Below are 17715 nucleotides of genomic sequence, written 5' to 3'. Positions count from 1 at the left end.
GGCCAGGGCCCGGCGCGGCCCGCAGTTCAACAGAGAGGAAAAACAAATGCAAAACAGAATCCTGAGCGCGGCATTTTCCCTGGTGGCCCTGTCGGGCGCCGCCTTGGCGCAAAGCCATTCCTGGGATCTTGCCAACGAATACGGCGAAAGCACCATCATGGGCCAGGCGGACAAGGTGTTCATCGAGGCGGTCCACGAAGCCTCGGGCGGGGACATCAAGATCACCGGCCATTACGGCGGCTCGATCGGCTACAAGTCGGTGGACCAGTTCGACGCGGTGGGCGACGGCGCGCTGGACATGGCCGATACCATCACCACCTCGCTGTCGGGCATCGAGCCGCTGTTCCTGCTGTCGTCCCTGCCCTTCGTCGCCAATACCAACGCCGATGCGAAGCTGCTTTGGGACGTCGCGCGCCCGCATTACGAGGCGGTGTTCGAAAAGCACAACCAGGTGCTGCTCTGGGCGACGCCCTGGCCGCCCTCGGGCATCTGGGCGCAGGCGCCGATCACCGCCGAGGGCGACATGGCCGGGCTGAAGATCCGCGGCTGGGATGCCAGCGGCGTGCGCACCCTGTCCAATGCCGGCTCGACCGCCGTCCAGATCAGCTGGGCCGACACCGTCCCGCAGCTTGCCGCGGGCAGCATCAACTCGGTGCTGACCTCGGCGGATGGCGGCGCCAGTTCCAAGTTCTGGGAGTTCCTCGATAACTTCACCGCGGTGAACTATTCGATGGCGCTGAACATGACGCATATGAACAAGGACATCTACGACAGCCTGACCCCGGAACAGCAGGCCATCATCCGCGATGCCGCCGAAAAGGCCAGCGATGCGGCCTGGGCCGACCTGGAAAAGCGCGTGGCGCAGAATTTCGAGGAGATGCGCGCCAACGGCGTCGCCATCACCACCGACGTGCCGCCCGAATTCCTGGAGTTCCTGCGCCAGTCCGGCCAGGAGGTCTATGACGAATGGCTGAAGGCCGTCGGCCCCGTCGGCCAGCAGATCCTGGACGAATACGCCGCGAAGCGCGGTTCGTGACCCGGCAGGGCGCGCAGGGATTGCGCGCCCCCATCGCAATCATCATGAGGTCGGAAACATGCTTTCGCGTGCGGTCATTCGCATATCGGAAATCTGCTCGGGTGCCGGGATAGCGGTTTCGGCCGCGCTTCTGGTCTATATCGTCGTCCACATCATCCTTGAAATCATCCTGCGCAACTTCTTCGCCAGCTCGACCAACTCGATGGGCGAATATGTCGGCTATGCGACCGGGGCGATGGCCTTCCTGGCGATGGGCCACACCTTCATGAGCCGCAAGCACGTGCGCGTCAGCCTGCTGCGCCGCTTCCTGCGCGGCCGGGCCGCCATCGCGGTCGAATTGTTCTGCGTCGCGACGACCTTCGCGATGTTCGCCTTCATGGCCCGCTATATCTGGCTGATCCTGGTGCGCGACTTCCTGCGCGGCTCGGTCAGCCCCGGCCTGACGGCGACGCCGACCTGGTATATCGCCGCGGCGATCTTCGCCGGGCTGGTCATCTTCCTGATCCAGCTGGTCGCATCCGCGCTCGACACCGTGATCCACGGCGTCCCCGAAGAGCATATCGAGGGAGAATGAACCAATGGAATCCCTGATCGTCGCCTTCGGTGTCCTTGCCCTCGTCATCTTTTTCCTGGGGATCGGCGTCTGGGTCTTTGCCGGGTTGCTTGTCGTCAGCACCCTGGGCCTGGCGCTGTTCATCGACATGCCCGTCCACCGCATCGGCACCATCCTGGCGCCGCTGGTCATCCGCAGCTCGACCGCATGGGAGCTGTCGGCCATCCCGATGTTCATCTGGATGGGAGAGATCATCCTGCGCACCGACGTCTCGACCCGGCTGTTCCGCGGGCTGTCGCCGCTGACCTATTACCTGCCCGGCCGGATGCTGCACACCAACATCTTCGGCTCGGCCGTCTTTGCCGCCATCTGCGGCTCGAGCGCGGCGACCACCGCCACGGTCGGCAAGATCACCATCCCCGAGCTGAAGAAACGCGGCTATTCCAGCGCGCTTTCCTATGGCTCGCTGGCCGGGGCGGGCAGCCTGGGCCTGCTGATCCCGCCCTCGATCATGATGATCGTCTATGGCGTGCTGGCCGAGGTCTCGATCTCGCGGCTGTTCGCGGCGGGGCTGATCCCCGGCCTGATGATCGCCGGGATCTATTCGGTCTATGTCATCATCTACAGCCTGATCCGGCCGGCGGTGGCGCCCGCCGACACCACCGCCCCGACCTTGCGCGAGATGCTGGTCGGCATCGCCAACCTGGCCCCGATCGGCATCCTGATCGGCGTGGTGCTGGGCGCGATCTATTCCGGCCTGGCCACGCCTTCGGAAACGGCGGCGATCGGGGTGGCGGTGACGCTGGTCTATGCGGCCTGCACCTGGCAGCTGTCGTGGGGGACGTTCATCGCCAGCCTCAAGGCTTCGGTCCATACCAGCTGCATGATCTCGGCCATCATGATCGGCGCGGCCTTCATGTCCACCGCCATGGGCTTCATGCACGTGCCCCACAACATCGCCGCGGTGATCGACGGGCTGGCGCTGTCGCCCTATCAGCTGATCTTCATCCTGGTGCTGTTCTACCTGCTGCTGGGCATGTTCCTGGAAGGCATCTCGATGATGGTGATGAGCCTGCCGATCACGCTGCCGCTGATCCTGGCGGCGGGCTTCGACCCGATCTGGTTCGGCATCTTCCTGATCCTGATGGCGGAACTGGCGCAGATCACCCCGCCGGTGGGCTTCAACCTGTTCATCCTCCAGGATCTGGCCAAGGCCTCCATCGCGCGGATCATCGTCGCCTGCGTGCCGTTCTTTTTCCTGATGTGCTTCGGCGTCGTCCTGATCACCGTCTTCCCCGAGATCGTGCTGTGGCTGCCCGACTACCTGTTCCAGAAATGAGGCGAGGCAAGGAAATGGGACGACTGGAGAACAAGGTCTGCGTGGTGACGGGCGCGGCATCGGGCATCGGCCGGGAAACCGCGCTTGCCTATCTGCGCGAGGGGGCAAGGGTCCATGCGCTCGACCGCGACGAACGGGGGCTGGCGGAACTGGCGGCCCGGCACCCCGGCCTGCGCGTCGCCCGCATCGACGTCACCGATGCGGCGGCAGTCGAGGCCTTCCACGCCGGGCTGGAGCGGCTGGACGTGCAGGTCAACTGCGCCGGCATGGTCGCGGTCGGCAACCTGCAAGCCTGCACGGCCGAGGATTGGCAAAGGTCGCTGGACCTGAACGCGACCTCGGTCTTTCTGATGATGCGGGCGGCGGTCGGGCGGATGGCGTCGCAAAAGGGCGGCAGCATCATCAACGTCGCCTCGGTCATCTCGTCCATCGGGGCGGCGCCGGACCGCTTTGCCTATGGCGCGACCAAGGCGGCGGTGATCGGCATGACCAAATCGGTCGCCCGCGACTATGCCTCGGCCAATATCCGCTGCAACGCCATCTGCCCCTCGGCCGTCGAGACGCCCTCGATGACCGCGCGGATCGAGGCCATGCCCGACAGTGCCGCCGCGCGCCGCGACTTTGCCGCCCGCCAGCCGCTGGGCCGCATGGGAACCCCGGCCGAGATCGCGGAACTGGCGGTCTATCTTGCCTCGGACCTGTCGGGGTTCATGACCGGCAGCCAGCTGGTGATCGACGGGGGTGCGAAGCTGTGACGGAAACCGCACCCCTGCGCGCGGCGATCGTGGGCCTGGGCCGCTGGGGCCAGAACCTGGTCCGGGCCAATGCCGGCAATCCCGCCTCTGCCCTGCGCTTTACCCATGCCGCCACCCGTTCGCCCGCCAAGGCCCAGGATTTCTGCCGCGACCAGGGGCTGGCGCTGCTGCCGGGCCTGGACGCGCTGCTGCAAGAGGGCGAGGTCGATGCCGTCGTCCTGGCCACGCCGCACAGCCAGCACGGCGCGCAGATCCGCCGGGCGGCGCAGGCGGGCAAGCATGTCTTCGTGGAAAAGCCGCTGACCCTGGAGCTGGCCGAGGCCGAGGCGGCGCTGGCCGCCGCACAGGCGGCGGGCGTCGCGCTGTGCGTGGGGTTCAACCGCCGCTTCCTGCCGGCCTTCCAGGCGCTTGCGGGACAGCTTGAAGCGGGTGCGCTGGGGCGGGCCCTGCATGTCGAGGGCGCGTTTTCCGGCGATTTCGGCTATCACTATAGCGACCAGATGTGGCGCGGCGACGACCGGGAAAACCCGGCGGGCGGCATGGCCGCGATGGGCATCCATGTCCTCGATGCGATGATCGCGCTGCTGGGGCCGGTGCGGCGGGTCTCGGCCATCAGCCGCCGCGCCGCGGTTTCGGCGCAGCTGAAGGACGTGACCAGCGTGATGCTGGATTTCGAATCGGGCGCGACCGGCAGCCTTTCGACGCTGATGGCGACCGCCGGCTTCTGGCGGCTGCACGTCTTTGGCTCGCAGGGCTGGGCGCAGATGCCGGACCAGGCCACCCTGATCACCTCGGACCTGTCGGGCCGGCAGGAGCGGCGGGCCTTCGATCCCTGCGACAGCCTGGCGCAGGAACTCGACGCCTTCGCCCGCAAGGCCCGGTCGGACCGGCCCTATCCGGTCTCGCCTCTCCAGGCGCTGCAGGGCGTGGCGGCCATGGAGGCCATCGCGATTTCCGCCGCGGCCGATGCGGAGTGGACGCAGGTCGCGCGCCCGGCTACATCCATATCGGATGCCACGGCCTGACGCGCCTGGGCCGCGGCCATTGAAAGAGAACGCATTTCGGGATGACGATGAACAGATCCGTGGATGAACGGGACGGCCAGAAAGTCGCCAGGAAGATCCGAGAGGCCATCCTGAGGCTTGAACTGCGGCCGGGGCTGGTGCTGGACGAGGCCGACCTTGCCGAGCAGATGGAGGTGTCGCGCACGCCGGTGCGCGAGGCCATCATCCAGCTGATCTCGGACGGGCTGGTCCAGCGCCACGGCCGCAAGGCCATCGTCGCGACGATGGATTTCGACGAGGTGCCCAAGCTTTACGACGCGCTGCTGGTGTCGAGCCGGCTGATCCATCGCCTGGCGGCCGAACACCGCACCGACGACGACCTGGCCGCGATCAAAAAGACCATGCTGGCCTTTGAGCGCAGCAAGGACGTGTCGAACGGCGTCGAGCGGTCCGAGGCGAACCTGCAATTCCACCTGGCGATCTCGCGCGCGGCGCATAACCGCTATTTCTCGGCCTTCTACGACAATGCGCTGCTGGGCACCATTCGCCTGGCACGCGCCTGCTTTGCCCAGGTCAGCACGGTGGAATACCTGAACCCGACCACCAAGGAAGAACTGGCGGCGCATCTGGCGGAAACCGAGCGCCAGCACCGCGCCCTGTATGCCGCGATCCAGGCTTGCGACATCGAGCTGGCCGACCGGCTTGCGGTGGACCATTACGTCCTGACCCGCAACCGCGTCGAGAAGGTGCTGTTCCGCATCGACCCCGCCGTGGAGGGCCTGGACCTGACGGCCGGGCTGTCCTGAGCGCGCGGTTCAGGCAAGCAGCAGGGCCAGGCCGCGGAGGAAGGCCCAGATCACGCCCCAGATGAGCGCGAAGGCCAGGACCGCAAGCAGGCTGCCGGCGATGATCCACAGCCCGTCCCGTTCCAGCACGCCAAGCGCGAGGATGGCGATGGCCAGCGCCGGCAGCATGTTGCCCAGCGGGATCGGCAGCAGCAGCACGACCGACAGCCCCAGGCACAGCCCGCCCGCCAGCCGCACCGCCAGCGGCGCGGACAGCGGCGGGATGCGGGGCGAGAGCAGCCTTTCCGCCCGGACCAGAAAGGGCGCGCTGCGCGATAGGATCGCCGCGAATTCCGTGCGCGGCAGCGATCGCTGGGCGATGAAGCGCGGCAGCCAGGGCCGCTGGCCCAGCATCATCTGGAAGGACAGATAGACCAGCGGCAGGCCCAGGATGCCCGAGGTGCCCGGCGGCATGGGCAGGATGTTGGGAAAGGCGAAAAGCAGCAGCAGCCCTGCCGTCGCCCGCCCCTCGAGCAGGACCAGCAGGTCGGTGACGCTGATCCGGTCGCGGCCGGCGTCGCCGGCGATCCGGGTCAGCACGTCCGAAAGATGCTGGCGCCGCCGGGGCGGGCCGTGCCCCGGCCGCGGGCCTCGGTCCCCTGCCGCCGGACCGGGATCGCCGGTGGGCGGGCTTTCGCCTGGCGCAGGCATTCTGTCTCCTGACGGTTGCCGCGGTTCGGTGGTTCTATCTTGGGTCGGGCGGCTGGGGTTTCAAGGCGGAAATGCCTTTCGTCCGCTTGCCAGGCGGCTTCCCGAGGCGCGCGGCAGCCAGGGGTTGCCGCCTTGGCGTTCGGGTATTTGGGCAACAGAGAAGATGCGGGTGCCCGCGCCCTTCAGCCCGGCAGGGCGGCCAGTTCATGCGCCCAGGGCGGGTTGGCGCCGGGACGCGAGACGGTGATCGCCGCCGCGCGGGTGCCGAGCGCCAGCGCCTGGGCGATGGATTCCGGCGCCAGCGCCTCCAGCCCCTTGCGCGTCAGCACGCCGGCGCGGTCCAGCGCGGCCAGCACCCCGGCGTTGAAGGTGTCGCCGGCGCCGATGGTGTCGGCGACCTCGACCCGGACCGCCTGGGCGGCCAGCGGCGCGCCCGACCAATGCGCCCGCGCCCCGGCCGAGCCGCCGGTCTGGAAGACCACCCGCGGCCCGCGGGAAAGGATGGCGGCGGCGGCTTCCTCGAAGCTTGCGCCGGGCATCAGCCATTCCAGGTCGTCGCCCGAAAGCTTGACCAGGTCGGCCATGGCGATGAGCCGGTCGAGCCGGGCGCGATAGGCCGCCTCGTCGGCGATGAAGAAGGGGCGGATGTTCGGGTCCAGCATCACCGGGATGCGGTGGCGGACGCGCTCCGCCAGCGCCTCGACGGCGGCGCCGCAGGGGTCGGGCACCAGGCTGATGCCGCCGATGAACAGCGCCGAGACCGTATCGGGGATCTGGGGCAGATCATCGGGGGCGAACATGCGTCCTGCCGAGCCCTCGTCGTAGAAGGAATAGCGCGCCTCGCCCCCGGTCAGGGTCACGAAGGCCAGCGTGGTCAGCCGGTCGCTGCGCGGGCAAAGCCCGGTATCCACCCCGGCCTCGGCCAGCGGGCGCAGCAGCATCTCGCCGAAGCTGTCGCGCGAGATCGGCCAGAGATAGCCCGTGTCGATGCCCATGCGGCCAAGCGCGATGGCGGTGTTGTAGACCGCGCCCCCCGGCAGGGGACGGTAGCCGGCGCCCTCGGGCACCATGTCGATCAGCGATTCCCCGGCGCAAAGGATCATAGCCTCTCCCTTCCTTCGTCAGCCCGCTCCTGCCTCCTGATAGCGGTAACTGCCGGCGATGGAAATATCCTGCGTGACCGGCGCCGCGCCGATGCGGATGAAACCGCCCCGCTCGTTCAGCCACAGCGCGGCGAGCAGCAGGGCCAGCGCCAGCAGGACGGCGAAGGCGATCTTCCAGGCCGACCAGGGCCGTTCGCCCTGCACCCGGCCGGACTGGCCGTTGACGACGAAGCGGTAGCTCTTGCCGTTGTAGCGATAGGCGGCGGTCCAGACCGGCAGCAGGATATGCTTGAAGGTTTCGTCACCGTAGCGGGTCTCGATGCCGGTGATGCGCTGTTCGTTGCCGCCGATGGCGCGGCGCACGTCCATGGCGATGACCCCGGCCATTTCCTGCCGGGCGATGTCATGGCCCGAGCCGAGCGGGATCGTATAGCCCTCGGCCAGGAAGCCGGCGAGGTATTCGGGCTGGTAGGGCACCAAGTGCGACAGATCCCAGGGCGTCAGCGCATCGGTGATCCGGCGCGGCAGCGAGCCTGAGGCCAAGACCAGCACGTCGTCGAAATTCCGCGCCACCTGGCCCGAGACCGGGGTCCAGCGCGTCTTGCGCACCTGCCGGGCCACGCGCTGCTGGCGGCCGTCCACCATCTGCGTGACGTAGACGGTTTCGTAATACCAGTCGCCGCGCGCGCCGCTGTAGCGCGAGGCGGTGTCGGCGTCGAAGGTCCAGAAGGGCGAATAGACCCCGCTCATCTTCTTGCCGCGCCGGGCATAGGCGGTCAGGCCCGAGGGGGCGAACCAGAGCCCGCGCAGCCAGTCCTCGAGCGCGGTCTTGGCCTGCGCCTCGGTGATGACGAAGGGCAGCAGGCCCTGCGGCTTGATCAGGCGGGTGGTGCCGGTGTCGGTCACGACGGCCGTGGCGCAGAACGGGCAGGCCGAGGCGTGGCGGTCGCTGGTGATTTCCACCTTGGCGCCGCAGTTCGGGCAGGAGAGGGTGCGCACCGTCTCGGTCAGGTCGCTGTGCTGGTCCAGCGACAGCCCGTGTTCCAGCGGCAGTTCCTGCAATTGCGGCGCCTTGTGCCCGCCGTCCCATTGCAGCGCCCGCCCGGTTGCCGGGTCCAGCAGGATGGCGCTTTCGCCCCATGGCCCCTGTTGCGCCTGGCGGGCGGGCGCGCGGGCGGGGCCGGGGCCGATATGCTGCTTATGCCCGCAATAGGGGCAGACCAGCCCCTGCTGGCCGGGCGAGAATTCCAGGCTCGCGCCGCAATTCTCGCAAGGATAGCGGTATTCCGAGGGGGGTGTCGGCATCTCAGCCCTTGGGCAGCGGCGGGGGCGGCGGCGCGACGGTGAAGAGCTGGGCGAGTTCGGCGACCTCCTCGGCCGGTTTCCAGCCGTCCTGGCCGGGGGTCCAGACCAGCGTCTCGCGGGTGAAGGCCCCCTCGCGCACCAGGCGGCCGAGATGGGCGCGGCCATAGGGGCCGTCGGCCTGGCCGTTCACGGCGATGTGCCAGACCGTCTCGGGGTGGTGCAGCGGCGGTGGGGTTTGCGGGGCCTGTTGGGGCGCCTGCTGCTGCGGCACGGCGCCCCAGGGGCCGCGCTGCGCCATGGCGGCGCCCAGCCCCGCGCCCATTCCCGCACCCAGGCCGGCGCCGATGCCCGCGCCCATGCCGCCCGGCTGGTTCGAGGCGTTCAGCATCCCCTCGGACGCGGCATATTGGCCAAAGCGGTTCAGGTCGCCGACGATGCCCATCGAGGTGCGCTTGTCGAGCATCCGTTCCACCTCGTCGGGCAGGCTGATGTTCTCGATGTAGAATTCCGGGATGGTCAGGCCATAGGCGGCGACGGTCGGGCTGATCGCCTTGGCGACCATCTGGCCCAGGTCGCCGGTGTTCGCCGCCATGTCGAGGACCGGGATGCCCGAGCCGGCGACCATGCGCGAAAACTCCTGCACGATGATGTTGCGCAGCTGGAAGCTGATCTCGTCGCGGGTGAATTCGCCGTCGGTGCCGACGATCTCGGTCATGAAGCGGCCGGGGTCGGTCACGCGCATGGAATAGGTGCCGAAGGCGCGGATGCGCACCGGGCCGAATTCCGGGTCGCGCGCGATCACCGGGTTCTTGGTGCCCCATTTCAGGTCGTTGAAGCGGGTGGTGTTGACGAAATAGACCTCGGACTTGAACGGGCTGCGAAAGCCGTGGTCCCAGTGCTGCAGCCGGGTCAGGACCGGCAGGTTGTTGGTCTCCAGCATGTAGAGGCCGGGCTGGAACACGTCGGCCAGCTGGCCTTCATGGATGAAGACGGCGGCCTGGCCCTCGCGCACGGTCAGCTTGGCGCCGTATTTGATCGCCTTGCCGACGGTCGGGTAGCGATAGACCATGGTGTCGCGCGAGTCGTCGGTCCATTCGATGATCTCGATGAACTCGCCGCCGAGGATGTCGAAGATGCTCATGGGGGCTGCCTTTCGCTCTGCGGGACGCTTGCCCGCGATAGTGACCCGCAGCCGCCCGGCGTCAAGCCCCCGGACGGCGGCTCATGCTTCGGTCTCCAGCAATTCGCGGGCGATCTGCAGCACGATGGGGCGGGCCTCGGCCTCGGTCATGCCGGGACGCAGCCGGGCGTCGTAGAGGATCTGCAGCAGCAGCTCGTCATGCCGGGTCAGGTAGGCGAATTCCTCGTTGTCGTTGAAGATCGAGGGTCGCGCGCGCGGGCTGTCATTGGCCAGCCCCATGCCCTGGGCCAGTTCCTCGTGGATGCAGGAGCGGCGCAGGCGCGGCGGCAGTTCCGCCCGGATCAGCGCCACCGCCTGGGCATAGACCGGGGAATTGCCGTTGGAATAGGCAAAGACCGTGCAATAGTTCTGCGGCGCCAGGTCGCGCAGCGCGGCGATGTCGCCGGGCGGGATGCCGGGCACCAGCGCGGCCAGGCGCGGGCCGACGGCGCGGCGTTCGTCCTCGTTCAGGATCAGCACGGCGACATTGCCGGCGCCGCCCGTCACCGCGACCGGATGGCCGCTGATGCGGGCAAGCCGGGCGGCGAAGCCCGCGATCTCGGCGCGGTCGCGGGCGCGCTGGTCGGGGGCGACCGAATCGCCGAATTCCAGCCGCAGCAGCACCGGCTGCTGCCAGCGCCGCAGCGGCGCCGGCGTGGGGCGCGAGACCAGCTTGCCGCCCTCGCGCACATATTCGTCGTAGAGCGCGACCTCGATGAAGGTGTCGGTCAGCTTTTCCGGGGTCAGCGCGATTTCGTCGCCGCTGTCGATGCGCAGCCGGCCGCGGGCGATCAGCGCCTGCTCGACGCCGGCGAGGTAGTCGCGCATGTTGCGGCTGGCGGGCGAGGCGGCTGCGGCCTCGGCGCGGGCGGTGGCGGCACGGGCGCTTTCGGCGCGTTCCCGGCGCAGGGCCGCCTGGTCGACCGGCGGGTCGGGACGTTCGGGCGGCGGCGGGGCCTCGACCGGGGTGGGCGGCGCCTCGGCCGGCGGCTCGGGCGCGCAGGCGGCAAGCAGCGCCAGCAAGGCCAGCGCAAGGGACAGGGGCAGGCGAGATCGGGCTGGCAGGGTCACGGCGTCTTTGCTGCGGGGGTTGCGGATCGGGCGCTGGCCGAGGCGAGGGTCTTGCGCAATTCGGCCTCCATCACCTTCAGATCCTCTTCTGCGGCGGCGCGGCGGGTGCGGCCTTCGTCGGCGATGCGCAGGCTGTCCTCGATGGTCGAGATCAGCTCGGCATTGGCGGTGCGCACCGCCTCGATGTCGAAGACGCCGCGCTCCACCTGGGTGCGGATCTGGGCATTGGCCTCGCGCAGGTTCTTCGCGTTGGCGGTCAAGAGGTCGTTGGTCAGGTCGTTGGCTTCCTTGACCGCGCGGGCGGCCTCGGCGCTGCGCTGGATGGTGACGGCCTGGGCCAGCTGCGTTTCCCACAGCGGCACGGTGTTCACCAGCGTAGAATTGATCTTTGTTACCAAGGACTTGTCGTTTTCCTGCACCAGCCGGATCGAGGGCAGCGACTGCATCGTCACCTGCCGGGTCAGCTTGAGGTCGTGGACCCGCCGCTCCAGGTCGTCGCGGGCCGAGCGCAGGTCGCGCAGCTCCTGCGCCGCCATGACCTTGTCGTTCTCGGCCGCGGATTCGACGGCGGCTTCCCTGGCGGGGATCTCGTCGCGGTCGATCTGCGCCAGCTTCTCCTCGCCCGCGGCGATGTAGAGCGCCAGTTCGTCATAGAAGTTCAGCGTGCGCTCATAAAGCAGGTCCAGCGACCTGATGTCCTTGAGCAGCCGGTGCTGGTGCTGGTCCAGATCCATGGCGATGCGGTCGATCTGGCCCTGCACCTCTTCGTAATTGGCCGCGAACTTGGCAAAGGGCGCGGTGCGGCCCAGCAGCCTTTCCCACCAGCTGCGCTCGCGCCGCACGTCGAGTTCGCTGACGGAAAAGCCGCGGATGGTGGTCACGATCTCGCGCAGCGACTCGCCGGCGGGGCCGACGTCCTTGTTCTTGACGTCCGCCAGCATCGCCTGGCTGATTTCCTGCAACTCGTTCTGGGCGCGGGCGCCGAAATGCACGATCGAGCCCGAGTCGCGGATGTCGACCTCGGCCATGCGCTTGCGGATCTCCTCGGCGATGGCGGGCTCGGCCTCGGTCAGCGTCGGCGCGGCGGCGGGGGGTTCGGGCAGGACGACCGCGGTCACGGTCTGGATCTCGTCCAAGGCGGCTTGGGCGCTGGCCTGCGTCTGGGTGGTCATCCGGCGTCGTCCTTTCGTGATGGAACAAGGGCCCGGTTGCAGAATAGGCCGTTTGCAGCCGAGTTCAACGAGAGGCCGGCGCGAAGGTTCCCTTTGCCTTTCCGGTGTTGCCATCCTGCCGGAAAGCGGGCGCGCGGCGTGGCGAATCGCCGGGCAGCCGCGCATGAAAAATGGCGGCCCCGGCCAGCGGGACCGCCACGCATCGCCCGGACGGGGGCGCTACTGCGGCTTGACCAGAACCAGGTCGTTCGGGCGGCGCTGGCTTTCGGGCAGCGCGAGGTAGCGGTCATGGTCCGAAACCGTGATCAGCCGCGCCACATTGCCCTCGCGCGCGGCCCGCAGGTTCTGCGCGCTGGTCCGCTCCAGCTCGCCCAGCGTCGTCGCCAGCGCCGAGGCCAGGAACAGCGATTTCGCCTCGAACACCTTGGCGACATAGTGGTTGTAGCCCTCGATGGTCCAGGTCGTGCCCGCCCGCTCGCCCTCGCCGTTCACGATCAGATCCAGCGACCAGCCGCCCTGCGCATCCGTCGTCGCCTCGACCTTCTGCGTCACCACCCGCAGCCCGCCGTCGAATATGTCCGAGCCCTGAAGCGTCGCGACGATCTTGCCCGCCGCGATCGGCGCAAGCGTCGCATCCATCAGAACGCCCCTGACTGTGGCTTTGTTCGGCATCTCACCCTCTCCTCATCCGAATGGCGCCGCATTATCCGGCGCGGCACGGCGCGTTGCAGGATGGCGCCGTGCAACGGCCGGTCAGGGCGCGTCCTGCGCCAGGGGGACGCGGTTCTGGCGCCAGAGGTCGGGCGTGGTGCCCTCGGTCTCGCGGAAGACGCGGATCAGGTGCGAGGCGTCGCAAAAGCCGGTCTCCTCGGCGATGCGGGTGACGGTGCGGTCGGTGCGCGCCAGCAGCATGCGCGCCTGCGCCAGCCGGATGCGGATCGAGGCATCGGCGGGCGGAAGGCCCAGGTCGGCGTTGAAATGCCGCTCCAGCTTGCGCCGCCCGACGCCCAGATCCTTGGCGATGCGGGCGATGGACAGCGGCGCATGCAGGTTCTGCTGCATGGCCAGCAGCGCGCGGCGCACCAGCGGGTCGCGGGCATTGAGTTCCAGCGGCAGGCCGGGCTGGGGGCGGTCGCCGGCCATCGGCTCGTCGATCATCAGGATCGACAGCGCCTTGCGCGCGGCGGCGCGGCCCAGGTGGCGGTCGACCAGGAAGGCGGCCAGATGCGCCGCGCTGACCCCGCCCGAGCAGGAAATCCGGTCGCGGTCCACCACGAAGATCTGGTCCGAGACCGGGCGCATCCGCTCGAACTCGGCCAGGAAATCCTGGTGGTGGAACCAGCTGACGCAGCAGCGATAGCCGTCCATCAGCCCGATGCGGGCCATGGCGAAGACCCCGGTGCAAAGCCCGCCAAGCGCCACCCGCGCCAGGGCGGCGCGGCGCAGGAAGGCGGCCTGGTCCGGCGAAAGGCCCGGCCCCCCGTCGATCAGCCCGCCGACGGTGATGATGTAGTCGAAGCGGGTGGGGTCGCCCAGCCGCTCCTCGGGTTCGATGCGCATGCCGCAGGAGGATTGCACCGGCGCCATGTCGGGCGAGAGCACGCGCCAGCGGCAGCGGATCGGCCGCGAGCCGTCGCCGTCGTCGGCCGCCAGCCGCAGCACGTCCACGAACGTGGCAAAGGCCGACAGCGTGAAGCGCGGCGTCAGCACGAAGCCGATGCGCAGTCGCGGCTGGTTCGGGTCGGGCGAGGGGTCGTGTTCGGGCATCTGTCGCGATTCGTCCATGGATGGCGTCGCGATCATGCCATGTTTTCGCCATTTATCCAGAGCCGGCGCGATCAATCCTTGGTGGCCAGGACCATGGTGGCCGCCGAGGCCTGGGCCGCATCCTCGGCCTCGTCGCCGGCCTCGACCAGTTCGCGCGCCTCTTCCTCGTCCTCGTCCTCCAGCGCGGGCGGATCCTCGCCGGCCAGGAAATTGCCGAATTTCTGCAGGCCGGGGATGTGTTCGGCCAGAACCCGCATCACCACCAGCAACGGCACGGCGACGATCATGCCGATCACCGACCAGAGCCAGGCCCAGAGCGCGACGGTCAGGAACACCACCACCGTATTCAGCTGCAGGCGGCGCGAGACGAAATAGGGGGTGATGAGCTGGCCTTCCAGCGCGGTCAGGCCCAGATAGGTCAGGCCGACCATCAGCGGCGTGAACAGGTCGTCGAAGACGAAGACCCCGACCAGCGTCGCGATGATGATGCCGGCGACCGAGCCCAGGTAGGGGATGAAGTTCAGCAGGAAGGCCGCGAGCCCGAACAGCACCGGGCTGGGCATGCCCCAAGCCCACATCGCCAGCCCGATGGCCAGCCCCAGGCAGGCGTTGATCAGGGTGATCGCGCCAAGATAGGTGCCCAGGCTGTCCTCGATCTCGCGCAGCGCCAGGTAGGCCGCGCGCTTTTCGCGCATGGAATCGAAGCTCTGCACGATCTTGAGGTAAAGCAGGTCGCCCGAGGAGATCAGGAAGAACAGCAAAAACAGCGTGAAGATGATCTGCCCGACCAGCGCCGGCCCAAGGTCCAGCGCGCTGGCCAGCGTCGAGGTCTCGGGGGTGGCGTTCACCTCGACCTGGATCTGCTGGTCGGGCGGCTGCGGCGCGCCGGGGGCGGGGATCGCGCTGAGCGTGCCGGTCAGCGTCGCGTCGGGCAAGGTTTCACCGGGCGGCGTGGCCGGTTCGGGCGGGGAGGAACCGCCGCCGGCGATCTCGTCGATCTTTTCGGCGGCGCGCTCCAGGCCGCGGAAATTGCTGCGGATCTCGGTAAAGCGCTGTTCCAGCCGCTCGGTGATCTGCGGCGCGTTCTCGATCAGCCGGTTGGCCGGGCCCGAGATGACGAAGCCGATCAGCACCACCGCCACCACCAGCCCCAGCGAGACGATGGCGGCAGTAACGATGGCGCCGATGCCCAGCCGCTCCATCAGCCGGCGGAAGGGCACGAAGACGAAGAACAGCAGGATCGCCAGCGTCACCGGCATCAGGAAGCTGCGCGCTTGCGCGAAGAAGCTGAAGAGCAGGATGAGGAAGATGCCGATCACCGCCCAGTTCGCCACCTTGGCCACGCCCTTGTCGGTGGGGGCGGAAAAGGGAAACATGTGGCTGCGGCGTTCCTGATCTGGCGGCATGCGTCCCCTCCCCTCGTTCCGCGCCCCTCGTGCGGCGCCGAGGGAAACGCCAGGCCCGCGGCCGGGTTCCCCCGCCGCGGGCGTTTTCGGCAAGCCGTCCGGGCCGTGCCTAGAGCGGGTGGTCGCCCGAGGCGTCGATGACGCGGGTGGGCAGGCCCAGGTCGCCCAGCAGCTCCAGGAAGGGGCGGGCGGGCAGATCCTCGACATTGACCATGCGCTTCACGTCCCAGGTGTCGCGCGCGACCAGGATCGCCGCTGCGACCGGGGGCACGCCCGCGGTATAGCTGATGCCCTGGCTGCCGACCTCGTTATAGGCGTCCTTGTGGTCGGCGACGTTGTAGATGAAGACCTCGCCCGGCTTGCCGTCCAGCGTGCCCTTGACCAGGTCGCCGATGCAGGTCTTGCCCTCGTAGTCGGGCGCCAGGCTGGCCGGGTCGGGCAGCACGGCCTTGACCACCTTCAGCGGCACGACCTCCAGCCCCTCGGCGGTCGTGACCGGCTGCTCGGAAAGCAGGCCGAGGTTCTTCAGCACGGTGAAGACGTTGATGTAATGCTCGCCGAAGCCCATCCAGAAGCGCACGTCGGCGTCCTTGTAGCGGGCCGAGAGGCTGTGGACCTCGTCATGGCCGGACAGGTAGGCGGTGCGCTTGCCGACGACGGGCAGATCCCATTCGCGGCCGACCTCGAACATCTGGTTCTGCCGCCATTCGCCGCCCTGCCAGGAATAGACGGTGCCGGTGAATTCGCGGAAGTTGATCTCGGGGTCGAAATTGGTCGCGAACCAGCGGCCATGGCTGCCGGCGTTGATGTCGACGATGTCGATCGAGTCGATCTTGTCGAAATATTCGTCCTCGGCCAGCCGGGCATAGGCGTTGACCACGCCGGGATCGAAGCCCGCGCCCAGGATGGCGGTGACGCCGGCCTTCTCGCAATCCTCGCGCCGCTTCCATTCGTAGTTGGCATACCAGGGCGGCGTCTCGCAGATCTTGGCCGGGTCTTCGTGGATCGCGGTGTCGATATAGGCGGCGCCGGTCTCGATGCAGCCCTGCAGCACGGTCATGTTGACGAAGGCCGAGCCGACGTTGATGACGATGCCGGCGTCGATCTGGCGGATCAGCGCGGCCACGGCGGCGCTGTCCATGGCGTCCAGCGGATGGGCGGTGAATGCGACCGAATGGCCTTTCTCACGAATGCTCGCGATGATCTTCTCGGCCTTGGACACGGTTCGGCTGGCGATATGCAGCGCTCCGAATTCCTTGGCGTTCTGCGCCACCTTATGCGCGACCACCTGGGCGACGCCGCCGGCGCCGATGATGAGCACGTTCTTGGCCAATTCAGTCTCCTTTTCGGGGCTGGGAAAGGGGATGGCTTGCGCCTGTTCAGGACAGGCTGGCTTTGTAGTCGTCATAGGTGAACCGGCGGACCAGGCGGATCGTTCCGTCCTCGTCCCGGATCGTGATCGAGGGCATGGCCACGCCGTTGAACCAGTTCTTCTTGACCATGGTATAGCCGCCGGCATCGGCGATGCTGATGCGGTCGCCGACCTTCAGCGGCCGGGGAAAGCGGCCCTCGCCGAAGATGTCGCCCGCGAGGCAGGTCTTGCCCGCGACCTGCCAGGGATGCTCGCCGTCCTGCGGCAGCTTGGCGGTTTCGCGATAGATCAGCAGGTCGAGCATATGCGCCTCAATGCTCGAGTCGACGATGGCCACGTCCTTGCCGTGGTGGATGGTGTCCAGCACCGTCACCTCCAGCGAGGTCGAGCGGGTGATGCTGGCCTCGCCCGGTTCCAGGAAGACCTGCACGCCGAAGCGCTCCGAGAACGCCCGCAGCCGGTCGGCAAGCCGGTCCAGCGGATAGCCTTCGCCGGTGAAATGGATGCCGCCGCCAAGGCTGACCCAGTCGAGCTTTTCCAGGAAGCCGCCGAACTCGGCCTCGATCCGGCCCAGCTGCGCGTCGAACAGCTCGAAATCGGCATTCTCGCAATTGTAGTGGATCATCACGCCAGAGATGCGATCCAGCGCCGCCTCCAGCCGGTTCAGATCCCATTCGCCCAGCCGCGAGAAGGGGCGGGCCGGGTCGGCCAGGTCGAAGCCCGAGGTCGAGAAGCGCGGGTTCAGCCGCAGCCCCATGGCGATGCCGCGCCCGGCCGCCTTGGCCCCGAAACGGTCGAGCTGGCCCAGGCTGTTGAAGATGATCTTGTCGGCGTAACCCAGCGCCTCGTCGATCTCGTGATCGGCCCAGGCGACGGAATAGGCGTGGGTTTCCTTGCCGAATTCCTCGTGCCCCAGCCGCAGCTCGAACAGCGAGGAAGAGGTGGTGCCGTCCATGAAGTCGCGCATGAAGTCGAAGGCCGACCAGGTGGCGAAGCATTTCAGCGCCAGAAGGCATTTCGCGCCCGAGCGTTGGCGCAGATAGCGGATTCGCTCCATGTTCACCCGCAGCTTCGCAAGGTCGATCAGGTAATAGGGCGTCTGCAGATCGGACATGGCGCGGAACCTCTGGCCTTGCGACCGTGAAAGCGGAAAACG

17 protein-coding genes are annotated in these 17715 nt (G+C 68.2%); 6 read left to right on the top strand and 11 right to left on the bottom strand.

What is annotated here, in order from left to right; translation table 11 throughout:
* Positions 1–46 precede the first annotated feature (46 nt).
* Genes KF941_RS19250 through KF941_RS19225 form a run of 6 tightly spaced genes read left to right on the top strand, consistent with a single transcriptional unit; the run spans position 47 to position 5493 of the window.
* Entirely contained in the window at positions 47–1036 is a 990-nt protein-coding gene (locus KF941_RS19250) for a TRAP transporter substrate-binding protein (protein ID WP_036760506.1), read from the top strand.
* A gap of 58 nt (positions 1037–1094) precedes the next feature.
* Complete coding sequence (locus KF941_RS19245) at positions 1095–1610, top strand: TRAP transporter small permease (RefSeq protein ID WP_052096274.1); 516 nt, start codon at positions 1095–1097, stop codon at positions 1608–1610.
* A 4-nt stretch (positions 1611–1614) separates the two neighbouring features.
* Positions 1615–2928 (top strand): TRAP transporter large permease subunit, encoded by a 1314-nt coding sequence (locus KF941_RS19240; RefSeq protein WP_036760509.1) that lies wholly within the window; start codon positions 1615–1617, stop codon positions 2926–2928.
* A gap of 14 nt (positions 2929–2942) precedes the next feature.
* A complete protein-coding gene (locus tag KF941_RS19235) occupies positions 2943–3683 on the top strand; it encodes an SDR family oxidoreductase (RefSeq protein ID WP_214274258.1) in 741 nt (246 codons plus the stop codon).
* On the top strand, positions 3680–4708 hold the full coding sequence (locus KF941_RS19230; protein WP_214274257.1) for a Gfo/Idh/MocA family oxidoreductase: 1029 nt from the start codon (positions 3680–3682) through the stop codon (positions 4706–4708). The genes KF941_RS19235 and KF941_RS19230 overlap by 4 nt, the downstream gene beginning before the upstream one ends.
* A gap of 59 nt (positions 4709–4767) precedes the next feature.
* Positions 4768–5493 (top strand): GntR family transcriptional regulator, encoded by a 726-nt coding sequence (locus KF941_RS19225; RefSeq protein WP_214274256.1) that lies wholly within the window; start codon positions 4768–4770, stop codon positions 5491–5493.
* Between the two features lie 9 nt (positions 5494–5502).
* On the opposite strand, the gene KF941_RS19220 is transcribed toward KF941_RS19225, so the two are convergent.
* The 11 genes from KF941_RS19220 to KF941_RS19170 all read right to left on the bottom strand — a co-directional run bounded on the left by KF941_RS19220 (position 5503) and on the right by KF941_RS19170 (position 17673).
* Positions 5503–6183, bottom strand: a complete 681-nt coding sequence (locus KF941_RS19220; protein ID WP_084197434.1) for an exopolysaccharide biosynthesis protein — start codon at positions 6181–6183, stop codon at positions 5503–5505.
* A 182-nt stretch (positions 6184–6365) separates the two neighbouring features.
* On the bottom strand, positions 6366–7286 hold the full coding sequence (locus KF941_RS19215) for a carbohydrate kinase (protein WP_214274255.1): 921 nt from the start codon (positions 7284–7286) through the stop codon (positions 6366–6368).
* 18 nt (positions 7287–7304) lie between these two features.
* Positions 7305–8591 carry a zinc ribbon domain-containing protein gene (locus tag KF941_RS19210; RefSeq protein WP_214274254.1) on the bottom strand — a complete coding sequence of 429 codons (1287 nt, stop codon included), beginning with the start codon at positions 8589–8591 and terminating at the stop codon, positions 7305–7307.
* Position 8592: 1 nt separating this feature from the next.
* Positions 8593–9732, bottom strand: a complete 1140-nt coding sequence (locus KF941_RS19205) for an SPFH domain-containing protein (RefSeq protein WP_214274253.1) — start codon at positions 9730–9732, stop codon at positions 8593–8595.
* Between the two features lie 81 nt (positions 9733–9813).
* Complete coding sequence (locus KF941_RS19200) at positions 9814–10842, bottom strand: DUF2927 domain-containing protein (protein ID WP_214274252.1); 1029 nt, start codon at positions 10840–10842, stop codon at positions 9814–9816.
* Positions 10839–12014, bottom strand: coding sequence for a toxic anion resistance protein (locus tag KF941_RS19195; RefSeq protein WP_214274251.1), 1176 nt, complete (start codon positions 12012–12014; stop codon positions 10839–10841). The genes KF941_RS19200 and KF941_RS19195 overlap by 4 nt, the downstream gene beginning before the upstream one ends.
* A 219-nt stretch (positions 12015–12233) precedes the next feature.
* Complete coding sequence (locus tag KF941_RS19190; RefSeq protein ID WP_036748988.1) at positions 12234–12686, bottom strand: hypothetical protein; 453 nt, start codon at positions 12684–12686, stop codon at positions 12234–12236.
* An 81-nt stretch (positions 12687–12767) separates the two neighbouring features.
* Positions 12768–13781: a GlxA family transcriptional regulator gene (locus tag KF941_RS19185; protein ID WP_036749313.1), complete on the bottom strand. Its 1014-nt coding sequence runs from the start codon at positions 13779–13781 to the stop codon at positions 12768–12770.
* A 71-nt stretch (positions 13782–13852) separates the two neighbouring features.
* Entirely contained in the window at positions 13853–15187 is a 1335-nt protein-coding gene (locus tag KF941_RS19180) for an AI-2E family transporter (RefSeq protein WP_114536015.1), read from the bottom strand.
* A gap of 109 nt (positions 15188–15296) precedes the next feature.
* Positions 15297–16520, bottom strand: a complete 1224-nt coding sequence (locus KF941_RS19175) for a saccharopine dehydrogenase family protein (protein WP_214274250.1) — start codon at positions 16518–16520, stop codon at positions 15297–15299.
* Between the two features lie 46 nt (positions 16521–16566).
* Positions 16567–17673, bottom strand: a complete 1107-nt coding sequence (locus tag KF941_RS19170; RefSeq protein ID WP_214274249.1) for a carboxynorspermidine decarboxylase — start codon at positions 17671–17673, stop codon at positions 16567–16569.
* Positions 17674–17715 lie beyond the last annotated feature (42 nt).

The sequence above is a fragment of the Paracoccus sp. pheM1 genome (assembly GCF_018499825.1).
In the GTDB taxonomy this organism is placed as follows: Bacteria; Pseudomonadota; Alphaproteobacteria; order Rhodobacterales; family Rhodobacteraceae; genus Paracoccus; species Paracoccus versutus.
The sequence above is the reverse complement of the archived record's forward strand: the minus strand, read 5'-3'. Positions and strand labels throughout refer to the sequence as shown.